This window comes from Achromobacter mucicolens (genome assembly GCF_029866465.1).
In the GTDB taxonomy this organism is placed as follows: Bacteria; Pseudomonadota; Gammaproteobacteria; order Burkholderiales; family Burkholderiaceae_B; genus Achromobacter; species Achromobacter mucicolens.
This window is the reverse complement of sequence record NZ_CP123364.1, coordinates 1084629-1109073: the sequence shown is the minus strand read 5'-3', so window position 1 is coordinate 1109073 and position 24445 is coordinate 1084629. Positions and strand designations below refer to the sequence as shown.

23 protein-coding genes and 1 tRNA gene are annotated in these 24445 nt (G+C 65.5%); 9 read left to right on the top strand and 15 right to left on the bottom strand.

Annotated features, from left to right (window positions below; translation table 11 throughout):
* Positions 1–12: 12 nt before the first annotated feature.
* Together QEP15_RS05010 and QEP15_RS05005 are read right to left on the bottom strand one after the other, a co-directional pair.
* Complete coding sequence (locus tag QEP15_RS05010) at positions 13–795, bottom strand: 3-hydroxybutyrate dehydrogenase (protein ID WP_152383603.1); 783 nt, start codon at positions 793–795, stop codon at positions 13–15.
* Between the two features lie 121 nt (positions 796–916).
* Positions 917–2152, bottom strand: coding sequence for a cation:proton antiporter domain-containing protein (locus tag QEP15_RS05005; protein WP_280148528.1), 1236 nt, complete (start codon positions 2150–2152; stop codon positions 917–919).
* Positions 2153–2386: 234 nt separating this feature from the next.
* Between QEP15_RS05005 and QEP15_RS05000 the strand changes: the two genes are divergently transcribed.
* Positions 2387–2477, top strand: a tRNA-Ser gene (locus tag QEP15_RS05000).
* An 83-nt stretch (positions 2478–2560) separates the two neighbouring features.
* Here QEP15_RS05000 and QEP15_RS04995 read toward each other — a convergent pair.
* The 4 genes from QEP15_RS04995 to QEP15_RS04980 all read right to left on the bottom strand — a co-directional run bounded on the left by QEP15_RS04995 (position 2561) and on the right by QEP15_RS04980 (position 7966).
* Positions 2561–4177: a methyl-accepting chemotaxis protein gene (locus tag QEP15_RS04995; RefSeq protein WP_280148527.1), complete on the bottom strand. Its 1617-nt coding sequence runs from the start codon at positions 4175–4177 to the stop codon at positions 2561–2563.
* Between the two features lie 522 nt (positions 4178–4699).
* On the bottom strand, positions 4700–5317 hold the full coding sequence (locus QEP15_RS04990; RefSeq protein WP_056321417.1) for a flavin reductase family protein: 618 nt from the start codon (positions 5315–5317) through the stop codon (positions 4700–4702).
* Between the two features lie 3 nt (positions 5318–5320).
* Complete coding sequence (locus tag QEP15_RS04985; RefSeq protein ID WP_280148526.1) at positions 5321–6283, bottom strand: carbon-nitrogen hydrolase family protein; 963 nt, start codon at positions 6281–6283, stop codon at positions 5321–5323.
* Between the two features lie 30 nt (positions 6284–6313).
* The gene (locus tag QEP15_RS04980; RefSeq protein ID WP_280148525.1) at positions 6314–7966 is read right to left on the bottom strand and encodes an MFS transporter; all 1653 of its coding nucleotides are present in this window, start codon (positions 7964–7966) and stop codon (positions 6314–6316) included.
* A gap of 161 nt (positions 7967–8127) precedes the next feature.
* Here QEP15_RS04980 and QEP15_RS04975 point away from each other — a divergent pair, with 161 nt between their 5' ends.
* Complete coding sequence (locus QEP15_RS04975) at positions 8128–8982, top strand: IclR family transcriptional regulator (protein WP_062840415.1); 855 nt, start codon at positions 8128–8130, stop codon at positions 8980–8982.
* 18 nt (positions 8983–9000) lie between these two features.
* Here QEP15_RS04975 and QEP15_RS04970 read toward each other — a convergent pair whose 3' ends face one another.
* Positions 9001–9981, bottom strand: coding sequence for a Bug family tripartite tricarboxylate transporter substrate binding protein (locus tag QEP15_RS04970; RefSeq protein ID WP_056321409.1), 981 nt, complete (start codon positions 9979–9981; stop codon positions 9001–9003).
* Positions 9982–10164: 183 nt separating this feature from the next.
* Positions 10165–11292, bottom strand: coding sequence for a mandelate racemase/muconate lactonizing enzyme family protein (locus tag QEP15_RS04965; RefSeq protein WP_062840413.1), 1128 nt, complete (start codon positions 11290–11292; stop codon positions 10165–10167).
* Between the two features lie 160 nt (positions 11293–11452).
* Between QEP15_RS04965 and QEP15_RS04960 the strand changes: the two genes are divergently transcribed.
* Positions 11453–12355, top strand: coding sequence for a LysR family transcriptional regulator (locus tag QEP15_RS04960; RefSeq protein ID WP_056321404.1), 903 nt, complete (start codon positions 11453–11455; stop codon positions 12353–12355).
* Here the strand turns inward: QEP15_RS04960 and QEP15_RS04955 are convergent.
* The gene (locus QEP15_RS04955; RefSeq protein WP_152383598.1) at positions 12352–13542 is read right to left on the bottom strand and encodes an amidohydrolase family protein; all 1191 of its coding nucleotides are present in this window, start codon (positions 13540–13542) and stop codon (positions 12352–12354) included. The two genes, QEP15_RS04960 and QEP15_RS04955, sit on opposite strands and share 4 nt — an antisense overlap.
* 1 nt (position 13543) lies before the next feature.
* Positions 13544–13741, bottom strand: coding sequence for a hypothetical protein (locus tag QEP15_RS04950; RefSeq protein ID WP_056568607.1), 198 nt, complete (start codon positions 13739–13741; stop codon positions 13544–13546).
* 196 nt (positions 13742–13937) lie between these two features.
* Here QEP15_RS04950 and QEP15_RS04945 point away from each other — a divergent pair, with 196 nt between their 5' ends.
* Together QEP15_RS04945 and QEP15_RS04940 are read left to right on the top strand one after the other, a co-directional pair.
* A complete protein-coding gene (locus QEP15_RS04945) occupies positions 13938–14450 on the top strand; it encodes an ASCH domain-containing protein (protein WP_152383597.1) in 513 nt (170 codons plus the stop codon).
* A gap of 295 nt (positions 14451–14745) precedes the next feature.
* Entirely contained in the window at positions 14746–15072 is a 327-nt protein-coding gene (locus QEP15_RS04940; RefSeq protein ID WP_056321394.1) for a virulence factor, read from the top strand.
* Positions 15073–15157: 85 nt separating this feature from the next.
* Here QEP15_RS04940 and QEP15_RS04935 read toward each other — a convergent pair whose 3' ends face one another.
* The 5 genes from QEP15_RS04935 to QEP15_RS04915 form a co-directional block, all read right to left on the bottom strand.
* The gene (locus tag QEP15_RS04935) at positions 15158–15316 is read right to left on the bottom strand and encodes a hypothetical protein (protein ID WP_155721871.1); all 159 of its coding nucleotides are present in this window, start codon (positions 15314–15316) and stop codon (positions 15158–15160) included.
* The gene (locus tag QEP15_RS04930; RefSeq protein ID WP_081100999.1) at positions 15303–15551 is read right to left on the bottom strand and encodes a hypothetical protein; all 249 of its coding nucleotides are present in this window, start codon (positions 15549–15551) and stop codon (positions 15303–15305) included. The genes QEP15_RS04935 and QEP15_RS04930 overlap by 14 nt, the downstream gene beginning before the upstream one ends.
* Before the next feature lie 234 nt (positions 15552–15785).
* Entirely contained in the window at positions 15786–17132 is a 1347-nt protein-coding gene (serS, locus tag QEP15_RS04925; RefSeq protein ID WP_280148524.1) for a serine--tRNA ligase, read from the bottom strand.
* A gap of 45 nt (positions 17133–17177) precedes the next feature.
* The gene (locus QEP15_RS04920; protein WP_152383596.1) at positions 17178–18518 is read right to left on the bottom strand and encodes a replication-associated recombination protein A; all 1341 of its coding nucleotides are present in this window, start codon (positions 18516–18518) and stop codon (positions 17178–17180) included.
* 103 nt (positions 18519–18621) lie between these two features.
* On the bottom strand, positions 18622–19413 hold the full coding sequence (locus QEP15_RS04915) for a deaminated glutathione amidase (RefSeq protein WP_108006575.1): 792 nt from the start codon (positions 19411–19413) through the stop codon (positions 18622–18624).
* A 177-nt stretch (positions 19414–19590) separates the two neighbouring features.
* Here QEP15_RS04915 and QEP15_RS04910 point away from each other — a divergent pair, with 177 nt between their 5' ends.
* The 4 genes from QEP15_RS04910 to QEP15_RS04895 all read left to right on the top strand — a co-directional run bounded on the left by QEP15_RS04910 (position 19591) and on the right by QEP15_RS04895 (position 24445).
* Positions 19591–20859 (top strand): amino acid deaminase, encoded by a 1269-nt coding sequence (locus tag QEP15_RS04910; RefSeq protein WP_152383594.1) that lies wholly within the window; start codon positions 19591–19593, stop codon positions 20857–20859.
* A 112-nt stretch (positions 20860–20971) separates the two neighbouring features.
* Positions 20972–22531, top strand: a complete 1560-nt coding sequence (locus tag QEP15_RS04905; protein ID WP_082586259.1) for an ABC transporter substrate-binding protein — start codon at positions 20972–20974, stop codon at positions 22529–22531.
* 93 nt (positions 22532–22624) lie between these two features.
* Positions 22625–23566 carry an ABC transporter permease gene (locus tag QEP15_RS04900; protein WP_056321384.1) on the top strand — a complete coding sequence of 314 codons (942 nt, stop codon included), beginning with the start codon at positions 22625–22627 and terminating at the stop codon, positions 23564–23566.
* 9 nt (positions 23567–23575) lie between these two features.
* A complete protein-coding gene (locus tag QEP15_RS04895) occupies positions 23576–24445 on the top strand; it encodes an ABC transporter permease (RefSeq protein WP_280148523.1) in 870 nt (289 codons plus the stop codon).

Here is a 24445-nt window from a genome sequence, read left to right as displayed (position 1 = left end):
GATTTCCTTGATTTAGCGCGCCGTCCAGCCGCCATCGACGGAGACGGTCGTGCCGGTGATTTGCGCGGCGGCATCCGAGGCCAGGAACACGGCGGTGCCGCCCAGTTGTTCCGGCGTCACGAATTGCAGGGACGGCTGCTTTTCGCTGAGCAATTCGCGGGCAGCGGCTTCCTGGTCGACGCCATTCTTTTCGGCCAGCGCGGTGATCTGCTTTTCGACGAGCGGGGTGCGCACCCAGCCCGGGCAGATCGCGTTGGCGGTGATGCCCTGCCCGGCCGTTTCCAGCGCCGTGACCTTGGTGAATCCCACCACGCCGTGCTTGGCCGCGACATAGGCCGACTTGCTGGCCGAGGCCACCAGACCGTGCGCCGACGCGATATTGATGATGCGGCCCGAGCCTTGCTTCTTCATGTGCGGCAAGGCGGCGGCGGTGCCGTGGAAGACGGCGGACAGATTCAGCGCCAGAATGGCGTCCCACTTTTCGGTCGGGAAATCTTCGATCAGCGCCGTGTGCTGGATGCCGGCGTTATTGACCAGGATGTCGATGCGGCCCAACTGGCGCACGGTGTTCTCGACCAGCTCGCGCACGGCCGCTCCCTTGGACAGATCCGCGCCGTCGTAGATGACCTTCACGCCATGCTTGCTGGCCAGTTCCGAACGCAGCTTTTCAATGTCGGCCGCGTCGCCGAAGCCGTTCAGGACGATGTCCGCACCCTGCTGGGCGAAGGCCGTGGCGATACCCAGGCCGATGCCGCTGGTGGAACCGGTGACAAGCGCTACTTTTCCTTTGAGCATGAGCTTTCTCCTGTGAGCGGGCGCATAAGTGAGGAAAACGAAAAGGGGGCAAACGAACAGGGCTACAAGTGTAGCTGCCCGGCAAGGCACAAATCATGCCATGCCCTCACCCGCCGCAGGGTCAAGCGGCCGGCGGCTTGTCCGCCGGCGCGGACCGCGACGCCTCGACGGGCTGCGCGGTGTCCGAGACCGGCGGGGTTTCCATCACGGGCAGGTCCGCCATGCCGCCATATTTCTCCGGCACGCGCTCCAGCACCTTGATCAGCACCGGCACCACGCCCATCGACACGGCGACGATCACCGACAACACGTCGCGCTGCTCCAGGTTCACAAGATGGTTGTCCCACGCTTCGTTGAAGATGGCGAAGCTGAACTCGCCGCCCTGGGCCAGCACCAGCGCAAACAGCAGGCGGTGATAACGAGGCAACCCCAGAAAGCGGGCAAAGCCGTAAAGGATGACGGCCTTGACCGCCAGCAGGGCCAGCACGCCGGCGCAGATGAACATCCAGTGATGGGCCACCACCTTCAAGTTGATGGACATGCCGATGGCCACGAAGAACAGGCCCAGCAGCAATCCCTTGAACGGGTCGATCGCCTTTTCGAGTTCGTGCCGGTAGCGCGATTCGGCCATCAGCACGCCCACCAGGAATCCGCCCAGGCCGGCCGACAGGCCCGCATAGTCGAACAACTGGGCGGCGCCCACCACCATCAGCAGCGCGGCGGCGGTAAACAGTTCGTTCAATTCCGCCTTGGCTGCCCAGCCCAGGAGACGCAGCCGGTAGGCCAGCGCCACCACCGCCACGGCGACCAGGGCTTCCTTGAAGGAGGGAGCCGACGTGCCATCCGAACCCAAGAGGCCGGCAGCCACCAGCATCGGAATTGCGGCCATGTCCTGAAACAGCAGCACCCCCAGCGCCGAGCGCCCCAGCGGCGCGCGGGTCAACTGGCGCTCGTCGAGCAGCCGCAGCGCCACCGCCGTGGACGACAGCGCCAGCGACAGGCCGCACAGCACAGCTGCCTGCCATTCCATGCCGGCCAGATGCCGCAGGGCCGCGCCGAACACCACGCCCAGCAGCAGGCCGCACACCAGCATCTGCAGCGAACCCAGGACAAAGACTTCGTTGCGCATCGCCCACAGGCGCTTGGGCGACAGCTCCAGCCCGATGATGAACAGCATCATCACGACGCCCCACTGCGAGACGCCGATCATCGTGTCCACATTGGTGACCAGCTTGAAGCACGATGGGCCGACCAGGATGCCTGCGATCAGATAGCCGGGAATGGCGCCCAGACCCAGCATTTGTGTGACGGGCACGCACAGCACCGCGGCGAGCAGCAGGATGAGGATGAGGTCCATGGGATGGCCAGAGGGCGGAATGGGAAGAATTCTGGCCAAAGATTGCCCCGGCTGAAAGCCGGATGAAACCCGTTGTGGTCCTTTTACCCTTCCTTTTATCCGCCCCTTTACACAAAAGAAAAAAATCCTGTAGAATTGCGGGCTTCGCTGCTCCGACAACGAAGATCCTTCCGACCAGGGATCTTTAGTGAAGTCTTGTTAAACCGAAACTTCACCGCTGCGGAACCCAGCCACGGAGAGGTGGCAGAGTGGTCGAATGTACCTGACTCGAAATCAGGCGTACGGTATCCCCGTACCGTGGGTTCGAATCCCACCCTCTCCGCCAAGTATTAAAGAATGAAGCCCCTGAGAAATCAGGGGCTTTTTTCTTTGTGCTGTCTTTGGTGTGGGCTTATCGGTGTGGGCTTTTCAATAAGCAGCCAGCCGCCGCGGCGCCGGCGTTTCGCCAGCGTGGACGGACGACACCGCCTCAACCGCCAACACCCGCTCCGCCCCGCCCGGCAACCTGAACGCGCTCACCGCCCGCGTCAAATCTGCCGACTGATCCTGCATCGATCCCGCCGCCGCGGCGGCCTCTTCGACCAGGGCGGCATTCTGCTGGGTCACCTCGTCCATCTGCGCCACGGCGCGGTTGACCTGCTCGATGCCGTCAGCCTGTTCGGCCGAGGCCGCGGCGATTTCGCCCATGATGTCGGTCACGCGTTGCACGGAACTGACGATCTCCTGCATGGTCGCCCCGGCGCGTTCGGCGCTGCCCGAGCCCTGGCCGATCTTCTGGACGGTGTCTTCGATCAGCACCTTGATCTCCTTGGCGGCCTGGGCGCTGCGCTGCGCCAGCGTCCGCACCTCGGCGGCCACGACCGCGAAGCCCTTGCCCTGCTCGCCAGCCCGCGCGGCTTCCACGGCGGCGTTCAGGGCCAGGATGTTGGTCTGGAATGCAATGCCGTCGATCACCGACACGATGTCCGAGATCTTCACCGAGCTGGCGGAGATCGCGTTCATGGTGCTGACGACTTCGGACACGGTGGCGCCGCCGCGCGATGCGGTTTCCGAGGCCGCCGCGGCAAGCTGGTTGGCCTGCTTGGCGCTATCGGCGTTCTGCTTGACCGTGGAGGACAGCTGTTCCATAGACGCGGCCGTTTCTTCCAGCGAAGCGGCCTGCTGTTCGGTGCGGGAAGACAGATCGGTATTGCCTGCCGCGATTTCGCCGGACGCGGACGCGATGCTGTCCACACCGGTCCGGATGCGGGCGACCGTGGCGGCCAGGTTGGCGTTCATGGACTCCAGCGCCATCATCAACTGGCCGATCTCGTCACGGGATCGCACGACGATCGCGCTGGTCAGGTCGTTGGCGGCGACGGTGCGCGCCACGCGCACGGCGTCGGACAGCGGACGGGTGATGCTGCGCGTGAGCAGCACGGACATCAAGAGACCGCACACCACCGCGATGGAGCCGATCACGATCATCCACAGGTTCGCGTTGCCGTAGGACGCTTCGATCTCCACGGCCCGCGCATCGATGTCGGCGCGTTGCAGCGCGGACAGGCGATTGATGTTGTCGATGAACTGACGCGTCGCGGGCAGGAACTCCTGCGTGAAGATCTTGTTGGCGGCCTCCACGTTGCCTTCCTGCTTGGCCTTGAAGATGCCGTCGCGGGTGCGCAGGTAGTCCGCCCGCGCCTTGCCGATTCCCTGCCACAGCGCCTTTTCCTCGTCGGTCTCGATCAGCGGCTCGATCTTCTGCTGCAAGGCCGACGAGTTGCGGGTCGAGGCCGCCGCTTCCTCGGTGAAAAAGCCCGCCAGACTGGCGTCGGCGCTCTTGGCGATCGCGGTGGTCCGGGTGACCCCGGTCTGGATGTTGCGCGCCCAGTCGTTGATCAGGCGCTCCTTGGTCAGTGAACGTTGCGTCAGCGTGTCGACCGAATCGTTGATGTTGGCCAGGCTGACCAGCCCGACGACGCACATGACCATGATCATGGCCAGCAAGATGGCGAAACCACCCGCCAGGCGGGTTCCAAGCTTCATGTTTTTCATACTGCCTCCGGCGGCTTCCAGGGCAAGTGTGAATGCGGGCTCGGGCGGATGCCTCGGCGGCGGAATTGCGCCGCCTCCAAAACAGGCCAGATGCTCGCAAGCCCCTGGTTATCCGCCCCCAATAATGGTGTCCGTTGTGTCTGAGAATTGCCGGCGGAGAGGTCGAATTGTCGAGGGTTCTCGCGACGGTCGAACGGATGCTAGCAGTCCGGATTTGGGGGGCATCGGGGGAAATGAAGGCGTTATTGACGCAACCTCGACGCATTGCGCCAAATCGCCGGCGGCGTTGTAAAAAAGCCGCTTTCCGGCCGCAAACGCACGGGAGAGGACCAGGCGGGTTTTGCTGCAGGCTTCGTAAGTCGCCCGCCGCGGCGGCAATCGGCATTCGGGCAGAGGGGCGTCGTCGCGGTGTGCGCTGCGCGCTGGCGGGGTGTTGTGATTCGGTGTGCTGTTGGCGTCCGGTTGGATGTCTTACTTTTGCGCAAAAAAAACGGCCCGAAGGCCGTGGTCAGATCAATCCGGCGTTGTCGGCCGCGCAAGCTGGAAGGTGTCCGTGCTGCGCGCGTACCAGCCGCCGCCGTGCATGCGGGCAATCAGCCCGAGCGCCGGCGTGTCCACGTGGCCGCGCTCGGCGTCGCGCACATAGGCGTCCTCGACGTGCGCGCCCAGGACGCGGCCGATGACGACGATCTGGCGCGGGCCGGTCACGACCGTTGCCTGGCTGACGCATTCCAGCGCCACCGGGCTGCCCTGGATGCGGGGCGGCCGGACATGCGTGGACGCGAGCGCCGTCAGGCCGGCCGCGGCCATCTCGTCCACGTCGGCCGGGTAATCGGCGCAGGTCTGGTTCATTTCGCGGACCAGCGACTCCGGCACCAGATTCACCACGAACTCGCCGTTCTCGATGATGTTGGCGCCCGTGTCCTTGAAATCGCCATCGGGATGGCGCATCAGGCCGATCGCGACCGTCGGCGGCTGATGCCCCATCACGTTGAAGAAACTGAAGGGCGCCGCGTTGACCACGCCTTTGCCCGACACGGTGGTGACCCAGGCGATCGGACGCGGCGTGACGGTCGAGGTGAGGATGTTGTAGACCGTCTGCGCCGGCAAGGCGCTGAAATCGAACTCCATCGATCAAGCCTCCTGCTGCGGCGCGGCGGGGCCGGTCGCCGACACCGCGCGCTTCTCGCGGGTGTCCACCTGCAGCTGGAAGACGTCGGGGCGGGCGTAGTGTCCGGACACGTCGAAGTCGTATTTGCCGCGCAGGATCTGGTTGGGCTCGATGTCGGCGTACAGGATGGTCTCTTCCGAGAAATCCGGGCCGGCCAGCACCTCGCCGAGCGGGCCGATGATGGCGCTACCGCCGCGCATCAGCACCGTGTCCGGCGCATCACCCAGGGCGCATTCGAAGTCTTCGGGATACGCGCTGCGGCGCAGGTGCTGGCACGCCGTCAGCACGTAACAGCGGCCTTCCAGCGCAATGTGGCGCATGCTGGGCACCCAGGTGTCGCGGTCGTCCGCGGTGGGCGCGCAGTACAGCGCCACGCCCTGGCTGTACATGTACATGCGCAGCATGGGCATGTAGTTCTCCCAGCAGATCACCGCGCCGATCTTGCCGTAGGGCGTGTCGATGACGGGTAGGGTGGACCCGTCGCCAAAGCCCCAGATCAGCCGCTCGCCCGCGGTGGGCATCAGTTTGCGGTGCTTGCCCGCCAGGCCGGCCTGGCCATTGAAGTACAGCACGGTGCAATACAGCGTGCCGCCGTCGGCCTCGATGCAGCCCATGACCACGAAGCTGTCGGTATCGGCCGCGGCCTGCGCCACCAGCGCGACCTCTTCGCCGTCCAGGCGGATGGCCTGCCGATGGTATTGGGCGAACGCGTCGCGGCCCTCCGGTTTGCGTATGCCGATGGGCGCGCCGAAGGAGTTGCCCTTGGGATATCCGCCCAGGAAGGCCTCGGGAAACACCTGCACGCGGGCGCCCTGCTCGGCTGCCTGCCGGACGAGCCCGGCCGCCTTCTGGGCGCAGGCCATGCTGTCGGTCGGAATGGACGCCGCCTGGATGACGGCGGCCTTGAAGGTGGTTTGCACGGACATGTCTCTGCTCGCTTCCTTGTCGCGTTGTTGTTAGTGGGCCGGGTCTTCGTCGATGGCCTTCGCACGCGTGTTGGGCAGCAGCAAGCTGCCGATCACGCCCACGATCACCATCACCGTCACCGGGTACATCAGGCCGCCGAAGATATTGCCGCTGGCCTGCGCCAGGTAGGTGGCGGTAAAGGGCACGATACCGCCAAATATGCCGGCGCCGATGTGATACGGAAAGGACAGCGCCGTGTACCGGATGCGCGCGGGGAACAATTCCACCAGATAGGACGCGACCGGACCATAGACCATGGCGACGACGGCGGTCATGAGCACCAGGATCAGGATGATGGTGGCGCGGTCGATCCGCGCCGGATCGGCCTTTTCCGGATAGCCGGCTGCGGTCAGCGCCTTGGCGTACGCCGCGCGGTCAAAGCCGTTGACGGTGGCGCCGCCCACGCTCATCGCGATCTCCTGTCCCGGAATCGGCGCAGCGTATTCGAAGTTGATGCCCTTGCCGACCAGGAATTTCTTGGCCTGCACGCATACCTTCTTGTGGTCGGCGTGGCTGCCGATCATGGCGGCCTGCAGCCCAAAATCGCAGGCGCCGCCGGTGGTGTCGGCATGCACGCGGACGGGCGTCGTCTGCATCGCCTGCGCCAGCGCCGGATTGCCGGCGTTGAGCAGGACGTTGAACATGGCGTGGTAGCCCACCGCGCCGATGAACAGGCCCGCCATCATGATCCACTTGCGGCCCACCTTGTCCGACAGCCAGCCGAACAGCACGAAGGTCGGCGCGCCGATGATGAAGCCGATCAGGATCAGCGTGTAGACGGTGGTCTGATCAAGCTGCACGGCCTGCTGCAGGAAGATCATGACGTAGAACTGGCCGGTGAAGTACGTGGCGCCCTGGCCCGCCGTGACGCCGATCAGCGCCAGCAGCACGAGCCGCAGGCTGGGCCATTGGCCGAACGTTTCCTTGACCGGGTTCTTGGACAGGCGGTTCTGCTGCTTCATGCGCGTGAAGACCGGCGATTCGTGCAGCTTGGCGCGGACGTAGATCGAGATGGCCAGCATCACGATCGACAGGATGAACGGCAAACGCCATCCCCACTGGCGAAAGTCCTCGGCGCTCATCGAGGCCTGGACGCACAGGATCACGACCAGCGACAGGATCAGCCCCGCCGACGAGGTGATCTGGATCCAGCCGGTCAAGAGGCCCCGGCGCCGCGGCTCGCAATGTTCCGCGACGTAGATCACCGCGCCGCCGTATTCTCCGCCCACGGCCAGCCCCTGCACCACCCGCAGCGTCAGCAGCAGGATCCAGGACAGGTGCCCCGCGGTTTCGTAGGTGGGCAGGCAGCCGATCAGCACGGTTGCGCCGCCCATCATGACGACGGTGATCAGGAAGGTGTACTTGCGGCCCAGCTTGTCGCCCAGGTAGCCGAACATCACCGCGCCCAGCGGCCGGATGATGAAGCCCACGGCCAGCGCGCCCAGGGCGGCCAGCAGCGCGACAGTCGGGTTGTCCTGCGGGAACAGGACCTGGCTCATGAAGACGGCCAGCGTCCCGTAGATGAAAAAGTCGTACCACTCGAACAACGTTCCCAGTGTGGAGGCCACCACGACCTGGCGTTCTTCCTTGCGGCTCAGCGTCGGCCCGGCGTCGATCCCGGGCATTGCGACATTCGCTTCCATGCTTGCTTTCCCCTGATGTTTTAGATTGATACTGCTGTATGCATTAACTATTATCAAAGCTAAGACGTCGCCGGCAAAAGCTAGGGGAAACCCGGCGCGGCGGTCCAAGCGGCAAAAAAGGCCGCTGCTACACTGCCGCCACGCACACAGTGGAGGCAGCAATGGCAAGGCCCGCCGGCAAGGCTGAGAAGAATTCGGAACAGGCGCCTGCCACGGCGCGCAGGGGCATCCAGTCGATCGAAGTGGGATTCCGGATCCTGGACGTCATCCGCAAGACCGGCCGCCCGATGCCGCTCAAGGAAATCGCGGATGCCTGTGCGCTGACCGTTCCCAATGTCCACTATTACCTGGTGAGCTTCCAGAAGGTGGGCGTGGTGCAGCAGCACGCCGACACCGGCCATTACGGGCTCGGTCCGTACGCGCTACGGCTGGGGCTGGCCGCCCTGGAACAGTTCGACGTGTTCACCACGGCGCGCCCGATCATGGCGGAGGTGGCCGCGGCCACCGGCCATACCGTGTTCTTGGGGGTGTGGGGCAACAAGGGGCCCACGATCGTGTACCGCGTCGAGGGCAGCCGCAGCCGGCCCCTCCTGGAATTGCGCGTCGGCACGGTGATGCCGCTGCTGTCATCCGCGCTGGGCCGCAATTTCCTGGCGCACCTGCCGGATGCGCTGACCCGCGAGCTGCTGGAACAGGAGATGGCCTCGTCCGTGCCGGAAAGCCACGGCGGTACCGCCGGCAACGCCTACACGATGGCGGATGTGCAGGCCATTCGCGACGAGGTCCGCAAGCACCACATCAGCCGTTGCCGCCACGCGCTGCTTCCGCACTTCACGTCGCTGTCGGCGCCCATCTTCGACATGCTGGGCGAAATGAAGGCGGCCATCACGCTGATGGGGCCGGTGGGCGCCGTGGATGACGACCTGGAATCGGCCACCGCGCGCCTGCTCAGCGAAAAAGCCCGCTCGATCTCGGCGACGGCGGGCTGGGTGGATCCGGAGGCGGCAGCCATCTGAGTTACGTGGTGTCTGGCTTTATCCCTCAGCCACGATCTTCGCGTCCTGGATCGTCTTCGCGTACTTCTGCTGCTCGCTCTTCATGAATTCGGCAAAGCGCTGCACGCCCCCGCCGCCGTCTTCCGCGCCCACCTGCGCCAGCTTTTCCTGCACGTCGGGCATCGCCAGCACCTGGTCGATGTCGCGGCTCATGCGCTGGACCATGGCGGCGGGCATGCCGCCCGGCCCGACCATGCCGAACCAGATGCTGGCCTCGAAGCCCGGGTAGCCCTGCTCCGCGACCGTCGGCACATTGGGTTGGCTCTTGGAGCGCTTTTGCAGCGTCTGCGCCAGCGCGATGACCTTGCCGGACTGAATCAACGGCGTGGCCGTCGTCATGCCTTCGAAGCAATACTGCACGTGGCCACCCAGCAGATCGTTCATCAGCGGCGCCGATCCCTTGTAGGGCACGTGCAGCACGTCAATGCCGGCGCGTGCCTTGAAGATTTCCAGGGCCAGGTGCTGGGCCGATCCGCTGCCTGCTGAGCCGAACACGATCTTGCCCGGCTGCGCGCGGCACAGCGCGACGAGGTCGGGCAACGTCTTGGCCGGTTGCCCGGCGCCCCCGATCAGGATGGTGGGCGTCTTGCCGACCAGAGCGATCGGCGTGAAGTCCTTGTCCACCGAATACGCAAGCTTGGGCTGCAGGCCCGGCGCAATGCCGTGACTGTTCACATGCGCCATCAAAAGCGTGTTGCCGTCGCCCGGCTGGCGCGCAACCTGTTCGGCCGCGATGATGCCGGCCGCGCCCGCGCGGTTCTCGATGATGACGGGCATGTTCCACAGCACGCCCAGCTTCTGCCCCAGCAGACGGGCCAGCACATCCGTGCCGCCGCCCGCGGGAAACCCGACCACGATCTTCACCGGACCGGACGGCATCTCCTGCGCCCGCGCTACCGCGGGCAGCACCAGCGCCGCTCCCAGCGCCGCGGCGCCGGTCATGAATTGCCTACGTTGCATTGTTGTCTCCTCGCGCGCCGGTCCAAAGGCCGGCAACTGGTTATGTGGACACTGCCTGCCTCTGTGGCATCCGGCCATCTGGCGCGGCCTGGATGCGGACCTTCGGAACGACACCTGCGTGAACCGGCGCCGCTGCCGCATGCGCACTGCATGTGACGTTTTGCGCGGCGCCTCGCGAAAGGCCTAGCGGCCGACGCGCGTCCACTTGCCGAAGCGTTCGACCATGCGCTCGTCAAAGCCGAATCCCAGCCCCGGCTCCTGATGCAGGATCACGCGGCCCTGCTTGTGGGTCAGTTGGCGGTCGACCAGCTTGCGGAAGTTCAGCACCTGGTCGTCCCAGAAGAATTCGACATAGCGCGCGTTGGGCGTGGCCGCGACCAGCGGCGCATGCACGTCGTGGAACCAGTGCGGGCACACCACCACGCCGTAGCTGGCCGCCGTGGCCGCGATGCGCTTCCACTCGGTGATGCCGCCGCAGACCGCCGCGTCCGTCTGCAGGATGCCGGCCGCGCCCTTGTCCAGCAGTTCCTTGTGATACCAGCGGCCGTAGCCGATTTCGGCCGTGGCGATCGGCAGATGCGTCAGCCGCGCCAGCTTGGCATGGCTGTCGATGTCGTCCGGGCCGAACGGTTCCTCGATGAAGTACGGTTCGTATTGCTCGAAACGGCGGATGTACTGCATGGCCTGCGTCACGTCCTGCCAGGCGTTATTGCAGTCCATCATCAACTCGACATCCGGCCCCACGGCTTCGCGCGCGGCCTTCAGACGCGCTTCTTCCTCGCGGGGCGAGAGGCGGCCAGTCTTCATCTTGACGGCGCCAAAGCCCTTGGCAACATAGCTGGCCATCTCCTCGCCCAGGTGCTGCGGGGTCTTGCCATCCAGGTAATAACCGCCGCTGGCATACGCCGGCACCGATTCCAATTCCATCGCGCCCAGGAATTTGTGCAGCGGCAGGCCCGCGGTCTTGGCATTCAGGTCCCACAACGCGATGTCCAGCGCGCTCAATGCGCGCATCACCGTGCCCTGCCGGCCCTGCAACAGCGCTTCCTGATACATCGCCTGCCACAGGCCTTCGACCGCATGCGAATCCTTGCCCAGCAGCACAGGTCCCAGCAGGCTCTGGACGGCGGCCTCGAAAATGGCGCCGCCGGCGCTGCCCACGTAGCAAAAGCCGATGCCTTCGACGCCATCGGTAGAGCGCACCTTGACCAGGCCATAGTGGCGGGTGGACACGGTGCGGTTGGAGAACGAGGTGACTTTATCCAGAGGCACCGCCGCGGCGCATACGTCTATGGATTCAATGATGGGCACGGGCAAGCTCCTTGATGACAGTGAAATCGGCTGGACCGATCGGCGCGCCGCGCGCTGCCTGATCGCCTGGACGTATTCTTCCCCTGCCCAAAGAAAACAACAATTATCTTCACGCATCTTTAGAATACGGAAAAACCATCTTCCCGATAGGCAGGCCGGTGTGGACTCACGCTTTTTGCAGACGTATGTGCATGTGGTGGAACTGGGTTCCATCGCCCAAGCCGCCCGCCACCAGGGGCTGACGCCAGCGACGGTGCAGCAACGGCTGCGCGCGCTGGAAGCCGACGTGGGCAGCGCGTTGATCGCACGCTCGGGCCGTACGGTCAAACCCACGCCTGCCGGCGTGCGCATCCTGGAGCGGGCGCGCGCCATCCTGCGCGACGTGCGCGACCTGCGCTCGGCCGCGTCGGACACGGATCTGCCTGCAGGGCCCTTGCGGCTGGGCGCCACGCCCACCGCCCTGACCGGCATCATGCCGCCCGTGCTGCGCACCTGGGTGGCGCGGCATCCAGGCATCGAGATCTATATCGAGCCGGCGCCGACCACGCTGCTCTACAGCAAGGTGCTGTCGGGCGAACTGGACGGCGCGCTGCTGGTGCATCCCCTGTTTCCCATTCCCAAGACCTGCGCGTGGCGCGACCTGCGCCGCGAACCGCTGGTGCTTGTCACGCCTGCGCAGATGAAGGTCGACGACCCGCTGGCCGTCATCGCCCGGGAACCGTACATCTGCTATGACCGCAGCGTGGTGGGCGGCAAGATGGCGGACGACTACCTGCGCGCGCGCAGCCTGCGCCCCCGGGTCCGCTTTGAACTGGATGGGATCGAATCGATTGCCAAGCTGGTTTCCGAGGGGCTGGGCGTGGCGCTGCTGCCAGACTGGGCCAGCACAGGCGCGCCGCTGGCGCACGTCAAACGCTGGCCGCTGCCCGAGCCCTGTCCGGTACGAACGGTGGGCGCCATCTGGCTGCGGTCAGGCGTGCGATCGGAATTGATGCGGGCCTTCGTGGAACTGGCCGAATCGCAGCTGGGGCTGGGCGGCACGGCCGCCCAGCGCACCCGCTAGGCGATGGCGTCTTCGCCGTTGCGCGCCACGACCACGCCGCTGGACACCACCAGGCGCCGCGGCGAACGCTGCACCACGGCTTGGGCGATACAGCCCGCATCGGCCAGCACCAGATCGGCACGCGCGCCGGGCGCCAGGCCGTAGTCCGCAAATCCGCAGGCGCGGGCGGCGGCGCGGGTCACGCAGTCGAATGCCCACTCGATCTCGTCGTCGCGGCGCAGATCGTTGCGCAGCCCGATCAGCGCGGCGCGCTCCAGCATGTCGGGGCTGCCGTAAGGCGTCCAGGTGTCCCGGATGCCGTCATTGCCGCCAAAAAGCGTCACGGCCGCCTCGCGGCAGGCGCGTAGCGAGGGCACCGGACGAGACGCCGGCGCGGTGGTCAGCAGCGCGACGTCCAGCAGCGCCAACCGCCGCAGCAAGCCCTCCAGACGGCGGGCGTCGAGCGCGCCCAGGCAGAAGGCGTGGCTGATGACGACCTTGCCTTTCATGTCCAGTGCCTGGACGCGGTCCAGAATCAGCTCCAGCGTAAAGGCGCCCAGTTCGCCGGGCTCATGCAGATGGATATCCACCGGCTTGCCGTGCTTGTCGGCCAGGCCAAACAGCACATCAAGGGATTTCACGGGATCACGGTCGATGGCGGACGGGTCCAGCCCGCCGAGCACGTCGGCGCCATCGGCAAGCGCCTGGTCCAGCAGGTCGGCTGTACCGGCGCGCGCCAGGAGGCCAGACTGCGGAAACGCCACCGTCTGGATCTCGACGCGCCCGGCCAGCGCTTGCCGCGTGTCATGCACGCCTTCCAGGTGTTTCAGTCCCGCGTCGGTGTCGATATCGACGTGGGTGCGGATGCGGGTGGTGCCCGCGCGCAGGAACGCCAGCGCCAGCGCATGCGAATGGCTGGCGGCGTCGTGCCCGGTGGCGGCGCGCCAGTTGCGTTCGTTGTCGATGCGATCGGTCAGGGACGGGCCGACCTTGTTCACATACCAGGCCGAACCCCAGGTCGTCTTGTCCAGATGGGTGTGGCCTTCGACGAAGGCGGGCAGCAGCAAGGCGCCGCCGCCCTCTTCGACGTTCACGGCGGGATCGGCCTCAAGGCCGGGGCCGATTTGCAGGATGCGGCCGCCGCGCACCAGAACGTCCACGCCCTCGCCTTGCGGCGTGCGGACGTTCGTGAGGAGCAGATCCGCCATGTCAGACTTGGGGCGGTTCGATCCAGAAAAAGCGCTCGCCCTGGCGGACCATGTCGGCAACGCCTTCGGCGCCGATGCGATAGTCCGTGCCCATCAGCGTGGCCCCGCCGTCTTCATGGATATGGATGACGGCCAGCGGGTCGTTGGCCATGGTGTACCAGTAGTAACCGGGCTTGAGATTATGGAGGTCGGTAGTCATGCGTCGAGTATACAAACAACGCCTCGGCATTTTCAAAAAGACAACACATATGCAGCGCCCACCTGACAGGTAAGTCGTGACACGTCATACTCCCCGAAGCAGAGATTGAGTCCGTCTCAAGCAGGTGGCACGTGCAGGCCCCGGCCATAACAGCAATAAGCGCGCAAGCGTTAATCGCGAGGGATACAGCTAGCACATGAAACGGCAGTTACTTCAGTTCAGCGAACCGCTCAAGCAGGCCATTCTGGATGGGGCAAAGGTGCAAAGCCGGCGCATTCTCAAGCCGCAGCCGTCCAAGTTCACCACGATCTGGTACGCGGACGCCGCCGATTCGGGCAGATGGGTGGCCATGGGCCCGTCGCCCGATAACCCGTCCGAGATGCGCAAGACTTCAAGCTGGGTCAGGTGCCCCTACGGAAAATCGGGCGAGACCATCATCCTGGCCGACGAAGCCGGCGCGCCGTTCGCCAGCGCCGTCGTCGTGGGCATACGTATCCAGCGGCTGCAGAACCTGACCGAGGCCGATGCGCGTGCGGAGGGCACGCACGCGCTTTATCAAAGCTCGGCGCTACTGCCCGGCGTGCCGCTGCAAACGGCGTTCGCGCTGATGTGGTGCGAACGCTATGGCGCGCACGCGTGGGCGGCCAATCCCTGGGTGTGGGTGGTCGAATATCGCCAGACCACACCCTTCGACAAGTCGGATTACTGATGCGCTGGCGCGCGGGCGCAACACCGCGCGAGCCGGTTGACCGGAGTTGGTGTCAAGGTGTAACACCAACCCTCGGCTTCAGTTAATTCCATCCTATTTCAATCGACTTCAAGCGACGTTTCGCCAGAGCGGACCCGCGCTGCCGCAGTGCAGCACCCGTCGCCCACTGAAAACGGGGGCGGTTGCGGATTGTCGCGATTGCGGCCGGGATGCTTACGTATAGCTGGCGCAAACCGCCGAAAATAGCGCCAACGAATACTCAACTTTGCTGCGTCTCGCAGCGGGCAGGTGCAAGATGAAAAAATGGCTTATTGCAGGTGTTGGCGCCGCGGGGCTGATGATCTCCAGTGTCGCCTTGGCACGCGTGGACGTTGGCATCTCGATCGGCGTTCCTGGAATCGTCTACCCGGCACCAGTCTATGTGGCTCCGCAGCCGGTCTACGTGGCGCCGCCGCCGCCGGTGTATTACCGCCCGGCGCCGGTGTACGTCGCGCCCCCGCCGCCGGTGGTATACCCGGCGCCCGTGTATTACCGTGGCGGTCGCTACTACGATCGCGGCCACTATCACGGCCCGAAACACGGTCACGGGTATTACCGGGGCCGCGGCCACGACCGCGATTGATAATCGCTCGCGCCAAAAGCAAAGGCCACTCCTGCGAGTGGCCTTTCTTTTGTCGAGGCAATATCCGATGCCCCGTGACAACCTGTCAGGCGGCAGGCGCCTGCACGGGCTTTGCAACCACCGAGGCCGGTTGTTGCGCAACCGGTTTGGCCTTGTCATCGGCCCAACGCGGCGATTCCTGGACCAGATCGATCCAGCGGCGCGGCGCACTGGACGCCCGCCACCAACCATTATGCGGACGCATGAGCAAACTCCGGTTCACCGTTAAAACGCACACCATTAATGCCCTGGAACAGATGACGGCTTTCCTGTTCTGCTTCGTGCAAATCAGTGAACGGCGCCTGACCCGGCACCGTCCAGCATTTTTCGGGTGCGGTTCCGCCGATTCGGCGAGTCCATATTTGCACCCGATAACCCTGCTCGTCTTCCTTTGCCACAGAGCATCTCACACGAAAATCTCCAATCATTCTTGAAGTCATGGACAACTCCTTGTTATATAAGTGAATGAAGCGTGTAGAACGCCGGTGTATTGTGCCGTAACTATCCGGCCCTTTTATGCCAAATACACATTTGCTCACATCAAAAATCAAGCACTCACGTGAGCACGATAACGTTCCAAAAAGACAGCAATATGTCGGCAATGATAAAAAAAAACGGAGCCCGCAGGCTCCGTCTTTTTATCAGCCAAATGGCCGATGGACGCCGCGCGAATATCAGGGTTTTAGTACCGTAATACCGCCCATGTAGGGCTGCAGCGCTTCCGGAATCAACACGCTGCCGTCTTCCTGCTGGTGGTTTTCCAGCACGGCGACCAGTGCGCGGCCCACCGCCAGGCCGGAGCCGTTCAGGGTGTGGACATATTCCGGCTTGCCCTGGGCATTGCGGAAACGCGCCTGCATGCGGCGGGCCTGGAAGGTTTCGCAGTTGGACACCGACGAAATCTCGCGCCAGGTATTTTGTGCCGGCAGCCAGACTTCCAGGTCATAGGTCTTGGACGACCCGAAACCCATGTCGCCCGTGCATAGCAGCACGACGCGGTACGGCAGATTCAGCAATTGCAGCACGCGCTCGGCGTGCCCGACCATTTCTTCCAGGGCCTCGTACGAGTGGTCCGGCTGCGTGATCTGCACCATTTCGACCTTGTCGAACTGGTGCTGGCGGATCATGCCGCGCGTGTCGCGGCCGCCGCTGCCGGCTTCCGAGCGGAAGCACGGCGTGTGGGCGGTGAGCTTGAGCGGCAGGTCGGCGGCGGCCTGGATCGTGCCGCTGGCCACGCTGGTCAGCGTGATTTCCGAGGTGGAAATCAGGTACTGGTCTTCGCGCACATACGGCTTGCCCTGGTCGTCGACCTTGGGATCGTCGTCGCCGCCACCCTTGGAGACCGCAAACATGTCGTCCTTGAACTTGGGCAACTGGCCGGTGCCGTACAGCGTCGAGGCGTTGACGATGTACGGGGTGTAGCACTCGGTATAGCCGTGCGTGCCGGTCTGCAGGTCGAGCATGAACTGGGCCAGCGCACGGTGCAGGCGGGCGATGGGGCCGCGCATGAACGAAAAGCGCGCGCCCGACAGCTTGGCGGCCATGTCGAAGTCCAGGCCCAGCGGTTCGCCCAGCGCGACGTGGTCGCGCGGCTCAAAGCCCAGCGCGGGCGGGTTGCCGTCGGCGCCGGCCTGGCCGGGCAGCCAGCGGCGCACTTCGACGTTGTCCTCGGCGGACTCGCCCAGCGGCACGCTGGCGTGCGGCAGGTTCGGCACCGACATGAGCAGGTCATTGAGCGGCTGCTGCAGGGCGGCCAGCTCTTCCTCGAGCTGCTTCAGGCGCACGGGCACGGCCTGCGATTCCGCCATGACGGCGCTGGCGTCCTCGCCCTTGGCCTTCAATTGGCCGATCTGCTTGGCCAGCGCGTTGCGGCGGGCTTGCAGGGACTCGGTTTCGGTCTGGACGGCCTTGCGGCGAGACTCCAGGTCGTTGAACCGTTCCGTGTCGAAGGCGACGCCGCGGGTCTTCAGGCGGTCTACGACGGTTTGCAGGTCTTTGCGCAGCAGTATCGGGTCTAGCATGGTGAGGTCGGTGAGGTTGCAAAAAAGGCGGCGGGGGATTGCCCGTCACCGGTTCTTGGCGCGTTCCTGTGCGTCCAGCTCGCGCAGGAATGCCAGCTTCTGCTGGATTTTAGCCTCCAGGCCGCGATCGGTCGGCCGGTAGAAGGAAGGCTTGAGTCCGTCAGGGAAATATTGCTCGCCCGCGGCGTAGCCGTGCGGCTCGTCGTGCGCGTAGCGGTAGGCCTTGCCATGACCCAGCTGTTTCATCAGCTTGGTCGGCGCATTGCGCAAGTGGATGGGCACCGGCGCGCTGCCGTGTTCCGCCGCGAACTTGCGCGCCTGGTTGTAGGCGTTGTAGACGGCGTTGGACTTGGCGGCGCACGCCATGTACACCACCGCCTGCGCCAGCGCCAGCTCGCCCTCGGGGGAACCGAGTCGCTCGTAGATGTCGGCGCCGTTCACGGCGAGGTCGGTCGCGCGGGGGTCGGCCAGGCCGATGTCTTCCACCGCCATGCGCACCAGGCGCCGCGACAGGTACTTGGGATCGGCACCGCCGTCGATCATGCGGCAGAACCAGTAGAGCGCCGCGTCCGGGTTCGAGCCGCGCACCGACTTGTGCAGCGCGCTGATCTGGTCGTAGAAGGCGTCGCCGCCCTTGTCGAAGCGCCGCAGGTTCTGCGACAGCGAGATTTCCAGCCAGGCGGCATCCACCGTGTCGCGTCCGGCGGACTGCGCCGACTCGGCCACGACTTCCACCGCGCTGATCAGGCGGCGCGCGTCGCCGTCGGCCCACGCGGCCAGCTGCTCGCGCGCGTCGGGCTCGATGCGGATGGTGTCGCCCGGTTCCTGTCCTTCATTGAGCGCCGCGACCGCACGGTCAACGAGCTGTTGCAGTTCTTCTGCCGTCAACGATTGCAGCACATACACACGCGCCCGCGACAGCAAGGCCGAGTTGACCTCGAACGACGGGTTTTCGGTGGTCGCGCCGATGAACGTGAACAGACCGCTTTCGACATACGGCAGGAAGGCGTCCTGCTGCGCCTTGTTGAAGCGGTGGACTTCGTCGACGAAGAGGATGGTTCGCCGGCCCTGACCTTGCGCGACCTGCGCCACCGTCACGGCGTCGCGGATGTCCTTCACACCACCCAGCACGGCCGAGATCGCGATGAACTGCGCGTCGAAGCCGTCGGCCATCAGGCGTGCCAGCGTGGTCTTGCCCACGCCGGGCGGCCCCCAGAAGATCATGGAGTGCGGACGGCCGGAGTCGAAGGCGACGCGCAGCGGCTTGTCGGGTCCCAGCAGATGCGACTGGCCAACCACGTCGGACAGGGTGCGGGGACGCAGGCGTTCGGCCAGGGGAACGTAGGGCCGATGCGCGGGATCGGCCGCGAAGAGATCGTTGCTCATTGGCAGCAGATGAAGGGGTGCAGCAAGGATTTCAAGTCTGCATTACACCATGCCCGCGCCCTGGCGCCCGCCGGCCGTTGCACCAGCCGGCGGCGTGGCCGCCTTACGCCAGTTCGGGCGGTGCAAAGCGGCGGTTGGCCAGCACGGGCAACACCTTGCGCGCATGGGCGAGGCGCTCCGGGTCGATGTCGGCGAAGACCAGCGCGGGCGCTTCGCCCGCGCGCGCCGTGACGACGCCCAGCGGATCCACCACCATGCTGCAACCGATGTTGCGCTCGCCGCATTCGCCCGTGGCCGCGACGTAGCAGGTGTTTTCCAGCGCCCGCGCCGTGACCAGAACCTCCCAGTGCATTTCCTTGAGCGGGCCCCGCACCCACGCGGCCGGCAGCACCAGCAGGTCGGCGCCGTCCAGCGCCAGCCGGCGAGCCAATTCGGGAAAGCGCACGTCGTAGCAGGTCATGAGGCCCACGCGCAGGCCGGCGATGTCCAGCAGCGGCGGGATGTCCGTGCCCGGGGTGACATTGGTCGATTCCTTCATGGTGAAGGCGTCGTACAGATGCAGCTTGCGGTACTGCGACAGGATCTTGCCGTCGCGGATCGTGACCAACGTGTTCCACACCCGGCCCTCGCCCGTCGGCACATGCACGCACATCATGGTCGCCAGGTCCGACCCGCGGCTGGCATCCAGCAGGCGCGTGATGAACGGGCCGTCCAGCGGCTGCGCGGCCTTGAGCACGATCTGCGGATCGGTGATGTCGCGCGCCAGGATGCCTTCGGGCAGAACCAGGAGGCCGGCCCCGCCGGCGCGGGCGCGTTCCATGAGATCGATGCAGACCTGCGCGTTTTCTTCCCAGACGCGGCTGACGGCGAACTGGCCCAGGGCGACTTTCAGCATGGCATTTCCTTTGTCAAAGCACAGGCGCGCCTCAAGGGGCGCGCGGCATGGACCTATTTTCCCATCGTCCGGGCGCCATGGCGTACGGGAAACTCCTAGCTCCCGCTTGTAAATTTCTTTCACGATAATGAAAAAAACTGGATTTGACGTAAATATTTTCCATACCGGGCCGCCACCATGACCAACTCCTCCTCTCCTGCAGCTCCCCTGGACGTCAACGGCAAGGGCCTGGGCGCGTTTCCCGAATCCTGTACCACCGCCGACGTGGCGGCGCTGAACTGGAACCTGCTGAACGAAGACGTGAGCCTGCCGGTGGCCGTGCTGTACGAAGCCCGCATGCGCCACAACCTGCAGTGGATGCAGCAGTTCATGGAGGCCTATCACGTCAAGCTTGCGCCCCACGGCAAGACGACGATGAGTCCGGCCCTGTTCAAGCGCCAGATCGACAACGGCGCCTGGGGCATCACCCTGGCGACCGCACCGCAGGTCCTGGCGTCGTACCAGCACGGCGTGCGCCGGGTGCTGATGGCCAATCAGCTCGTGGGCCGCGCCAACATGGCCATCATCGCCCGTCTGCTGGAGGATCCGGCCTTCACCTTCTTCTGCATCGTGGATTCTGCCGCCAACGCCGCGCAGCTGGGCAAGTTCTTCGGCGACGAGGGCAAGGTGCTGCCCGTGCTGATCGAACTGGGTCCGGCGGGCGGGCGCACCGGCGTGCGCGACGACGCGCAGTTGCAGGCCGTGGCCGATGAGATCGCCCGCTGGCCTGGTCTGGCGCTGGCCGGCATCGAAGTCTATGAAGGCGTGCTGCAGGAAGAAGGCGCCATCCGCGCCTTCCTGCGCCGCGCCACCGACGCCTTGCGGGGCCTGGCCGCCGCGGGCCGGCTGCGCAAGAGCGGGCCCGCCCTCATCTCCGGCGCCGGGTCGGCCTGGTTCGACGTCGTGGCCGAGGAATTCTCGCAACTGGACATCGGCAGCCCGCTGGAAGTGGTGTTGCGCCCGGGTTGCTACCTGTCGCACGACGTGGGCATCTACCGCAGCGCCGCCGAGCGCATCAACGCGCAGAACCCCGTGGCCCGCCAGATGGAGCCCGGCCTGCAACCTGCCCTGCAGGTCTGGGCCTACGTGCAGTCGCTGCCCGAACCCGGGCGCGCCATCATCGCGATGGGCAAGCGCGACGCGGCCTTTGACGCGGGCCTGCCCACCCCTGCTCGGCTGTACCGGCCCGGTTCGGTGCAGCCCGGCGCCGCGCCGGCCCACTGGAAGCTGTCGGCCATGATGGACCAGCACGCCTTCATGCAGGTGGGCGACGGCGACGACATCCAGGTGGGCGACATGATCGCCTTCGACATTTCGCATCCCTGCCTGACGTTCGACAAATGGCGTCAGGTGCTGCTGGTGAACGAGCACTACGGCGTCACCGGCGTGGCCGAAACCTTCTTCTAGTCCCCCTGCCCGCGGCACCGCGCCAGGCCCACAGGGGACCGCAGGATCCGGGCACCCGGCGCTCATCCGAACTTACGCGACAACCTGTTTCTGACCCTCTGGAGAGAGAATCATGAACTTCCGTACCTCCCGGCGAGGCGGTGGGCTGAAGAGCCTGCTCGCGGCCGGCGCAATTGGCTTGACCGCTTTGTCGACCCCCGCCCTCTGTGCCACGCCGGTCAAGGGAGGCACGATCTCTGTCGCCACCATCGGCGAGCCGCCGACGCTGGACCCGATGACCAGCACCGCCGACCTGGTGGGCATCCTGACCCAGCACTTCTTCGAGACGCTGTACACCTTTGACGCGAAGTGGAACCTGACGCCGCTCCTGGCCGACAAGATGCCGGAAGTGTCGGCGGACGGGCTGGTCTACACGATTGCGCTGCGCCAGGGCATCACGTTCCATGACGGCTCGAAGATGGATTCGTCGGACGTGCTGGCGTCCCTGAAGCGCTGGACCGAGACCGCCACGCGCGGCAAGATGGCCGCCAAGATCATCAGCGGGATCGAGGCCCCGGACGCCAACACGATCCGCATCACGCTCAAGCAGCCGTACGCACCGCTGACCGCCCTGCTGGCCATGAACAACAGCGCCGCGGTCATCATGCCCAAGGGCAAGATCGCGCCGTCCCTGACCGAATTTGTCGGCACCGGCCCGTATCAGTTGAAGGCCCGCGTGCCCGACCAGTATGTGCAGCTCGTCCGCTTCGAGGGCTACAAGCAGCGCGAAGGCGAGCCCAACGGCTATGGCGGCGCACGCAAGCAATACCTGGACGAAATCCGCTTCGTGCCGGTCAGCAATGCCAACACCCGCGTCGAAAGCGCCGTGGCCGGCCAGTTCGACTACGTGGACTCGCTGCCCGTGGAATCGCTGCCCAAGCTGAAGAACGGCCGCTCCGATCCGGTCATGCTCAAGCCCTTCGGCTGGCCGCGCCTGGTGCTCAACACCAAGCAGGGCATCATGTCGAACCAGGCCGTGCGCCAGGCGGTGCAGCTTGCCCTGAACGAAGAGGACATGCTGTTCGCGGCGTTCGGCGACAAGAACTTCTACAAGCTCAATGGCGACCTGTACCCGGAAGGCTATCCGTGGGCCACGTCGCTGGGCGGCAAGGTCTACAACAAGGGCGACGCCGCGGCGGCCAAGAAGCTGGTGGACGGGGCCAACGTGCAGGACCGCAAGATCCGCATCCTGACCAGCCAGCAGTACGAGTTCCATTACAAGATGGCGCTGGTGGCCGCCGAATACCTGAAGGCCGCGGGCTTCACGGTGGACATGCAGGTGGTCGACTGGGCCACCCTGACGCAGCGCCGCCAGGATCCGGCCGTCTGGGACATCTTCATCACGCACAGCCCCTTCCTGCCTGAACCGGCGCTAATCGACTTCCCGTCCAAGGACGCGCCTGGCTGGTGGGACACGCCGCGCCGCAACCAGGTGCTGGACGCTTTCAACCAGGCCGGCTCGCAGGAAGAACGTGTGAAGCGCTGGGCCGACGTGCAGCAGGCCGTGTACGACGAAGTGCCTTTCATCAAGGTCGGCGACTTCAACGCCCAGGCCGCGCGCTCGCCCGCGCTGCAAGGCACGCAGGCCGTGCCGTGGCCGTACTTCTGGAACGCCTGGAAGGCGTCCAAGTAAGCGCACGTCCGTCGGGCGGCCGCTGCCGCCCGACGCCGCAGGCACCCGCGCGCGACCCGTTCGCGCCCGCGCAATGACCTCTAGGATTTCACCGTGTTGCGTTATCTCTTGAATCGGCTGGTCGGGCTGGTGGCCGTGATGTTCATCGTCGCGACGATCGTGTTCGTGATCATCCGCCTGACGCCCGGCGACCCGGCCGCCGTGATGCTCGGTCCCCAGGCCAGCCAGCAGGACATCGCCGCCCTGCGCGCGCAACTCGGGCTGGACCAGCCCGTGGCGGTGCAGTACGTGTCGTGGCTGGGCAAGCTGCTGCAGGGCGACCTGGGCCAGTCCATCTTCATGAACAAGCCGGTGCTGGCGGCGCTGGCCGACCGCGCCGAGCCGACGATCCTGCTGACGCTGATGTCGCTCTTGATCGCCAGCGCCATCGCACTGCCGGTCGGCATTCTTTCCGCGGTCAAACGGGGCACCACGCTGGACCAGTCGGTGCTGTCGTTCTCGATGTTCACGTCCAGCGTGCCCAGCTTCTGGTTGGGGCTGCTGCTGATGCAGGTGTTCTCCGTGAAGCTGGGCTGGCTGCCGGTGGCCGGTTATGGCGGCCCGGACGCCTCGCTGGCCACGCGCCTGTCGCACCTGATCCTGCCTGCGGTCGTGCTGGGCCTGGTGAATTCGGCCCTGATTACCCGCTTCATCCGCGCCAGCATGCTGGACGTGCTGCGCGACGACTATGTGCGCACGGCGCGGGCCAAGGGCCTGCCGGAACGCAAGGTCATCCTGAAGCACGCGGTGCGCAACGCGTTGATCCCGATTCTGACGGTGCTGGGCTTGACCACGGCGTTGCTCATCAGCGGCGCGGTTGTGACCGAGACCGTGTTCGGTCTGCCTGGTGTCGGCAGCCTGGTGGTGTCGGCGGTGCTGCGCCGCGACTATCCGGTCATCCAGGGCGCGCTGCTGATCATCGCGGCGATCTACGTGCTGATCAATCTGCTGATCGACCTGCTGTACCTCGTGGTCGACCCCCGCGTGCGTTACTGAGCCATCGACATGACGACTGCAACTTCCATGAATCCCGGCGCGGACCGCTGGCAGGTCCTGCGCCTGCTGGTGGCGCGCAAGACGGTGCTGATCAGCCTTATCGTGATCGTGGTGCTGGCGGCCGCCGCGCTGCTGGCGCCGTGGATCAGCCCCTACGATCCCTTCAAGCTGTCCATCATGAACCGCCTGAAGGCGCCCGGCGCCGCGCACTGGTTTGGCACCGACGACTTCGGCCGCGATGTTTTCAGCCGCGTCATCCACGGCGGACGGCTGTCGCTGATGGTCGGCTTTTCCGTCGTCATCCTGTCCAGCGTGCTGGGCATTGCGCTGGGGCTGATCGCGGGGTTCTTCCGCACGGCCGACAGGTTCGTGTCGCGGCTGATCGACGCGATGATGGCGTTCCCCGATATTTTGCTGGCCATTTCGCTGGTGGCCGCGCTGGGCCCGTCGCTGGTCAACGTGGTGATCGCGCTGGGCATCGTGTACACGCCGCGGCTGGCGCGCATCGTGCGGGCCTCGACGCTGGTGATCCGCGAACTGCCCTTCGTGGAAGCCGCCCGCGCGCTGGGCGTGCCCACCTGGCGCATCGTCACCGTGCACGTGCTGCGCAACCTGGTGTCGCCCATCCTGGTGCAGGGCACCTTCATCTTCGCGTACGCCATTCTGGCCGAGGCCGGCCTGTCGTTCCTGGGCGTGGGCGTGTCGCCCGACATTCCGACCTGGGGCACCATGATCAACGCGGGCCAGCAGTACATGGGGTCGGCCGATTGGATCATGATCTTTCCCGGCATCGCCATCGTGCTGTCCGTGCTGTCGCTGCAACTGGTGGGCGACGGCCTGCGCGACGTCCTCGATCCGCGCCTGCGCAAGGAGCTGTAA

What these genes read in the sequence shown, in the direction of transcription:
- QEP15_RS05010 (WP_152383603.1), bottom strand. Translation starts at nt 795, where the DNA reads ATGCTCAAAGGAAAAGTAGCGCTTGTCACCGGTTCCACCAGCGGCATC.
- QEP15_RS05005 (WP_280148528.1), bottom strand. Translation starts at nt 2,152, where the DNA reads ATGGACCTCATCCTCATCCTGCTGCTCGCCGCGGTGCTGTGCGTGCCC.
- QEP15_RS04995 (WP_280148527.1), bottom strand. Translation starts at nt 4,177, where the DNA reads ATGAAGCTTGGAACCCGCCTGGCGGGTGGTTTCGCCATCTTGCTGGCC.
- QEP15_RS04990 (WP_056321417.1), bottom strand. Translation starts at nt 5,317, where the DNA reads ATGGAGTTCGATTTCAGCGCCTTGCCGGCGCAGACGGTCTACAACATC.
- QEP15_RS04985 (WP_280148526.1), bottom strand. Translation starts at nt 6,283, where the DNA reads ATGTCCGTGCAAACCACCTTCAAGGCCGCCGTCATCCAGGCGGCGTCC.
- QEP15_RS04980 (WP_280148525.1), bottom strand. Translation starts at nt 7,966, where the DNA reads ATGGAAGCGAATGTCGCAATGCCCGGGATCGACGCCGGGCCGACGCTG.
- QEP15_RS04975 (WP_062840415.1), top strand. Translation starts at nt 8,128, where the DNA reads ATGGCAAGGCCCGCCGGCAAGGCTGAGAAGAATTCGGAACAGGCGCCT.
- QEP15_RS04970 (WP_056321409.1), bottom strand. Translation starts at nt 9,981, where the DNA reads ATGCAACGTAGGCAATTCATGACCGGCGCCGCGGCGCTGGGAGCGGCG.
- QEP15_RS04955 (WP_152383598.1), bottom strand. Translation starts at nt 13,542, where the DNA reads ATGGCGGATCTGCTCCTCACGAACGTCCGCACGCCGCAAGGCGAGGGC.
- QEP15_RS04950 (WP_056568607.1), bottom strand. Translation starts at nt 13,741, where the DNA reads ATGACTACCGACCTCCATAATCTCAAGCCCGGTTACTACTGGTACACC.
- QEP15_RS04945 (WP_152383597.1), top strand. Translation starts at nt 13,938, where the DNA reads ATGAAACGGCAGTTACTTCAGTTCAGCGAACCGCTCAAGCAGGCCATT.
- QEP15_RS04940 (WP_056321394.1), top strand. Translation starts at nt 14,746, where the DNA reads ATGAAAAAATGGCTTATTGCAGGTGTTGGCGCCGCGGGGCTGATGATC.
- QEP15_RS04935 (WP_155721871.1), bottom strand. Translation starts at nt 15,316, where the DNA reads ATGCGTCCGCATAATGGTTGGTGGCGGGCGTCCAGTGCGCCGCGCCGC.
- QEP15_RS04930 (WP_081100999.1), bottom strand. Translation starts at nt 15,551, where the DNA reads ATGACTTCAAGAATGATTGGAGATTTTCGTGTGAGATGCTCTGTGGCA.
- serS (WP_280148524.1), bottom strand. Translation starts at nt 17,132, where the DNA reads ATGCTAGACCCGATACTGCTGCGCAAAGACCTGCAAACCGTCGTAGAC.
- QEP15_RS04920 (WP_152383596.1), bottom strand. Translation starts at nt 18,518, where the DNA reads ATGAGCAACGATCTCTTCGCGGCCGATCCCGCGCATCGGCCCTACGTT.
- QEP15_RS04915 (WP_108006575.1), bottom strand. Translation starts at nt 19,413, where the DNA reads ATGCTGAAAGTCGCCCTGGGCCAGTTCGCCGTCAGCCGCGTCTGGGAA.
- QEP15_RS04910 (WP_152383594.1), top strand. Translation starts at nt 19,591, where the DNA reads ATGACCAACTCCTCCTCTCCTGCAGCTCCCCTGGACGTCAACGGCAAG.
- QEP15_RS04905 (WP_082586259.1), top strand. Translation starts at nt 20,972, where the DNA reads ATGAACTTCCGTACCTCCCGGCGAGGCGGTGGGCTGAAGAGCCTGCTC.
- QEP15_RS04895 (WP_280148523.1), top strand. Translation starts at nt 23,576, where the DNA reads ATGACGACTGCAACTTCCATGAATCCCGGCGCGGACCGCTGGCAGGTC.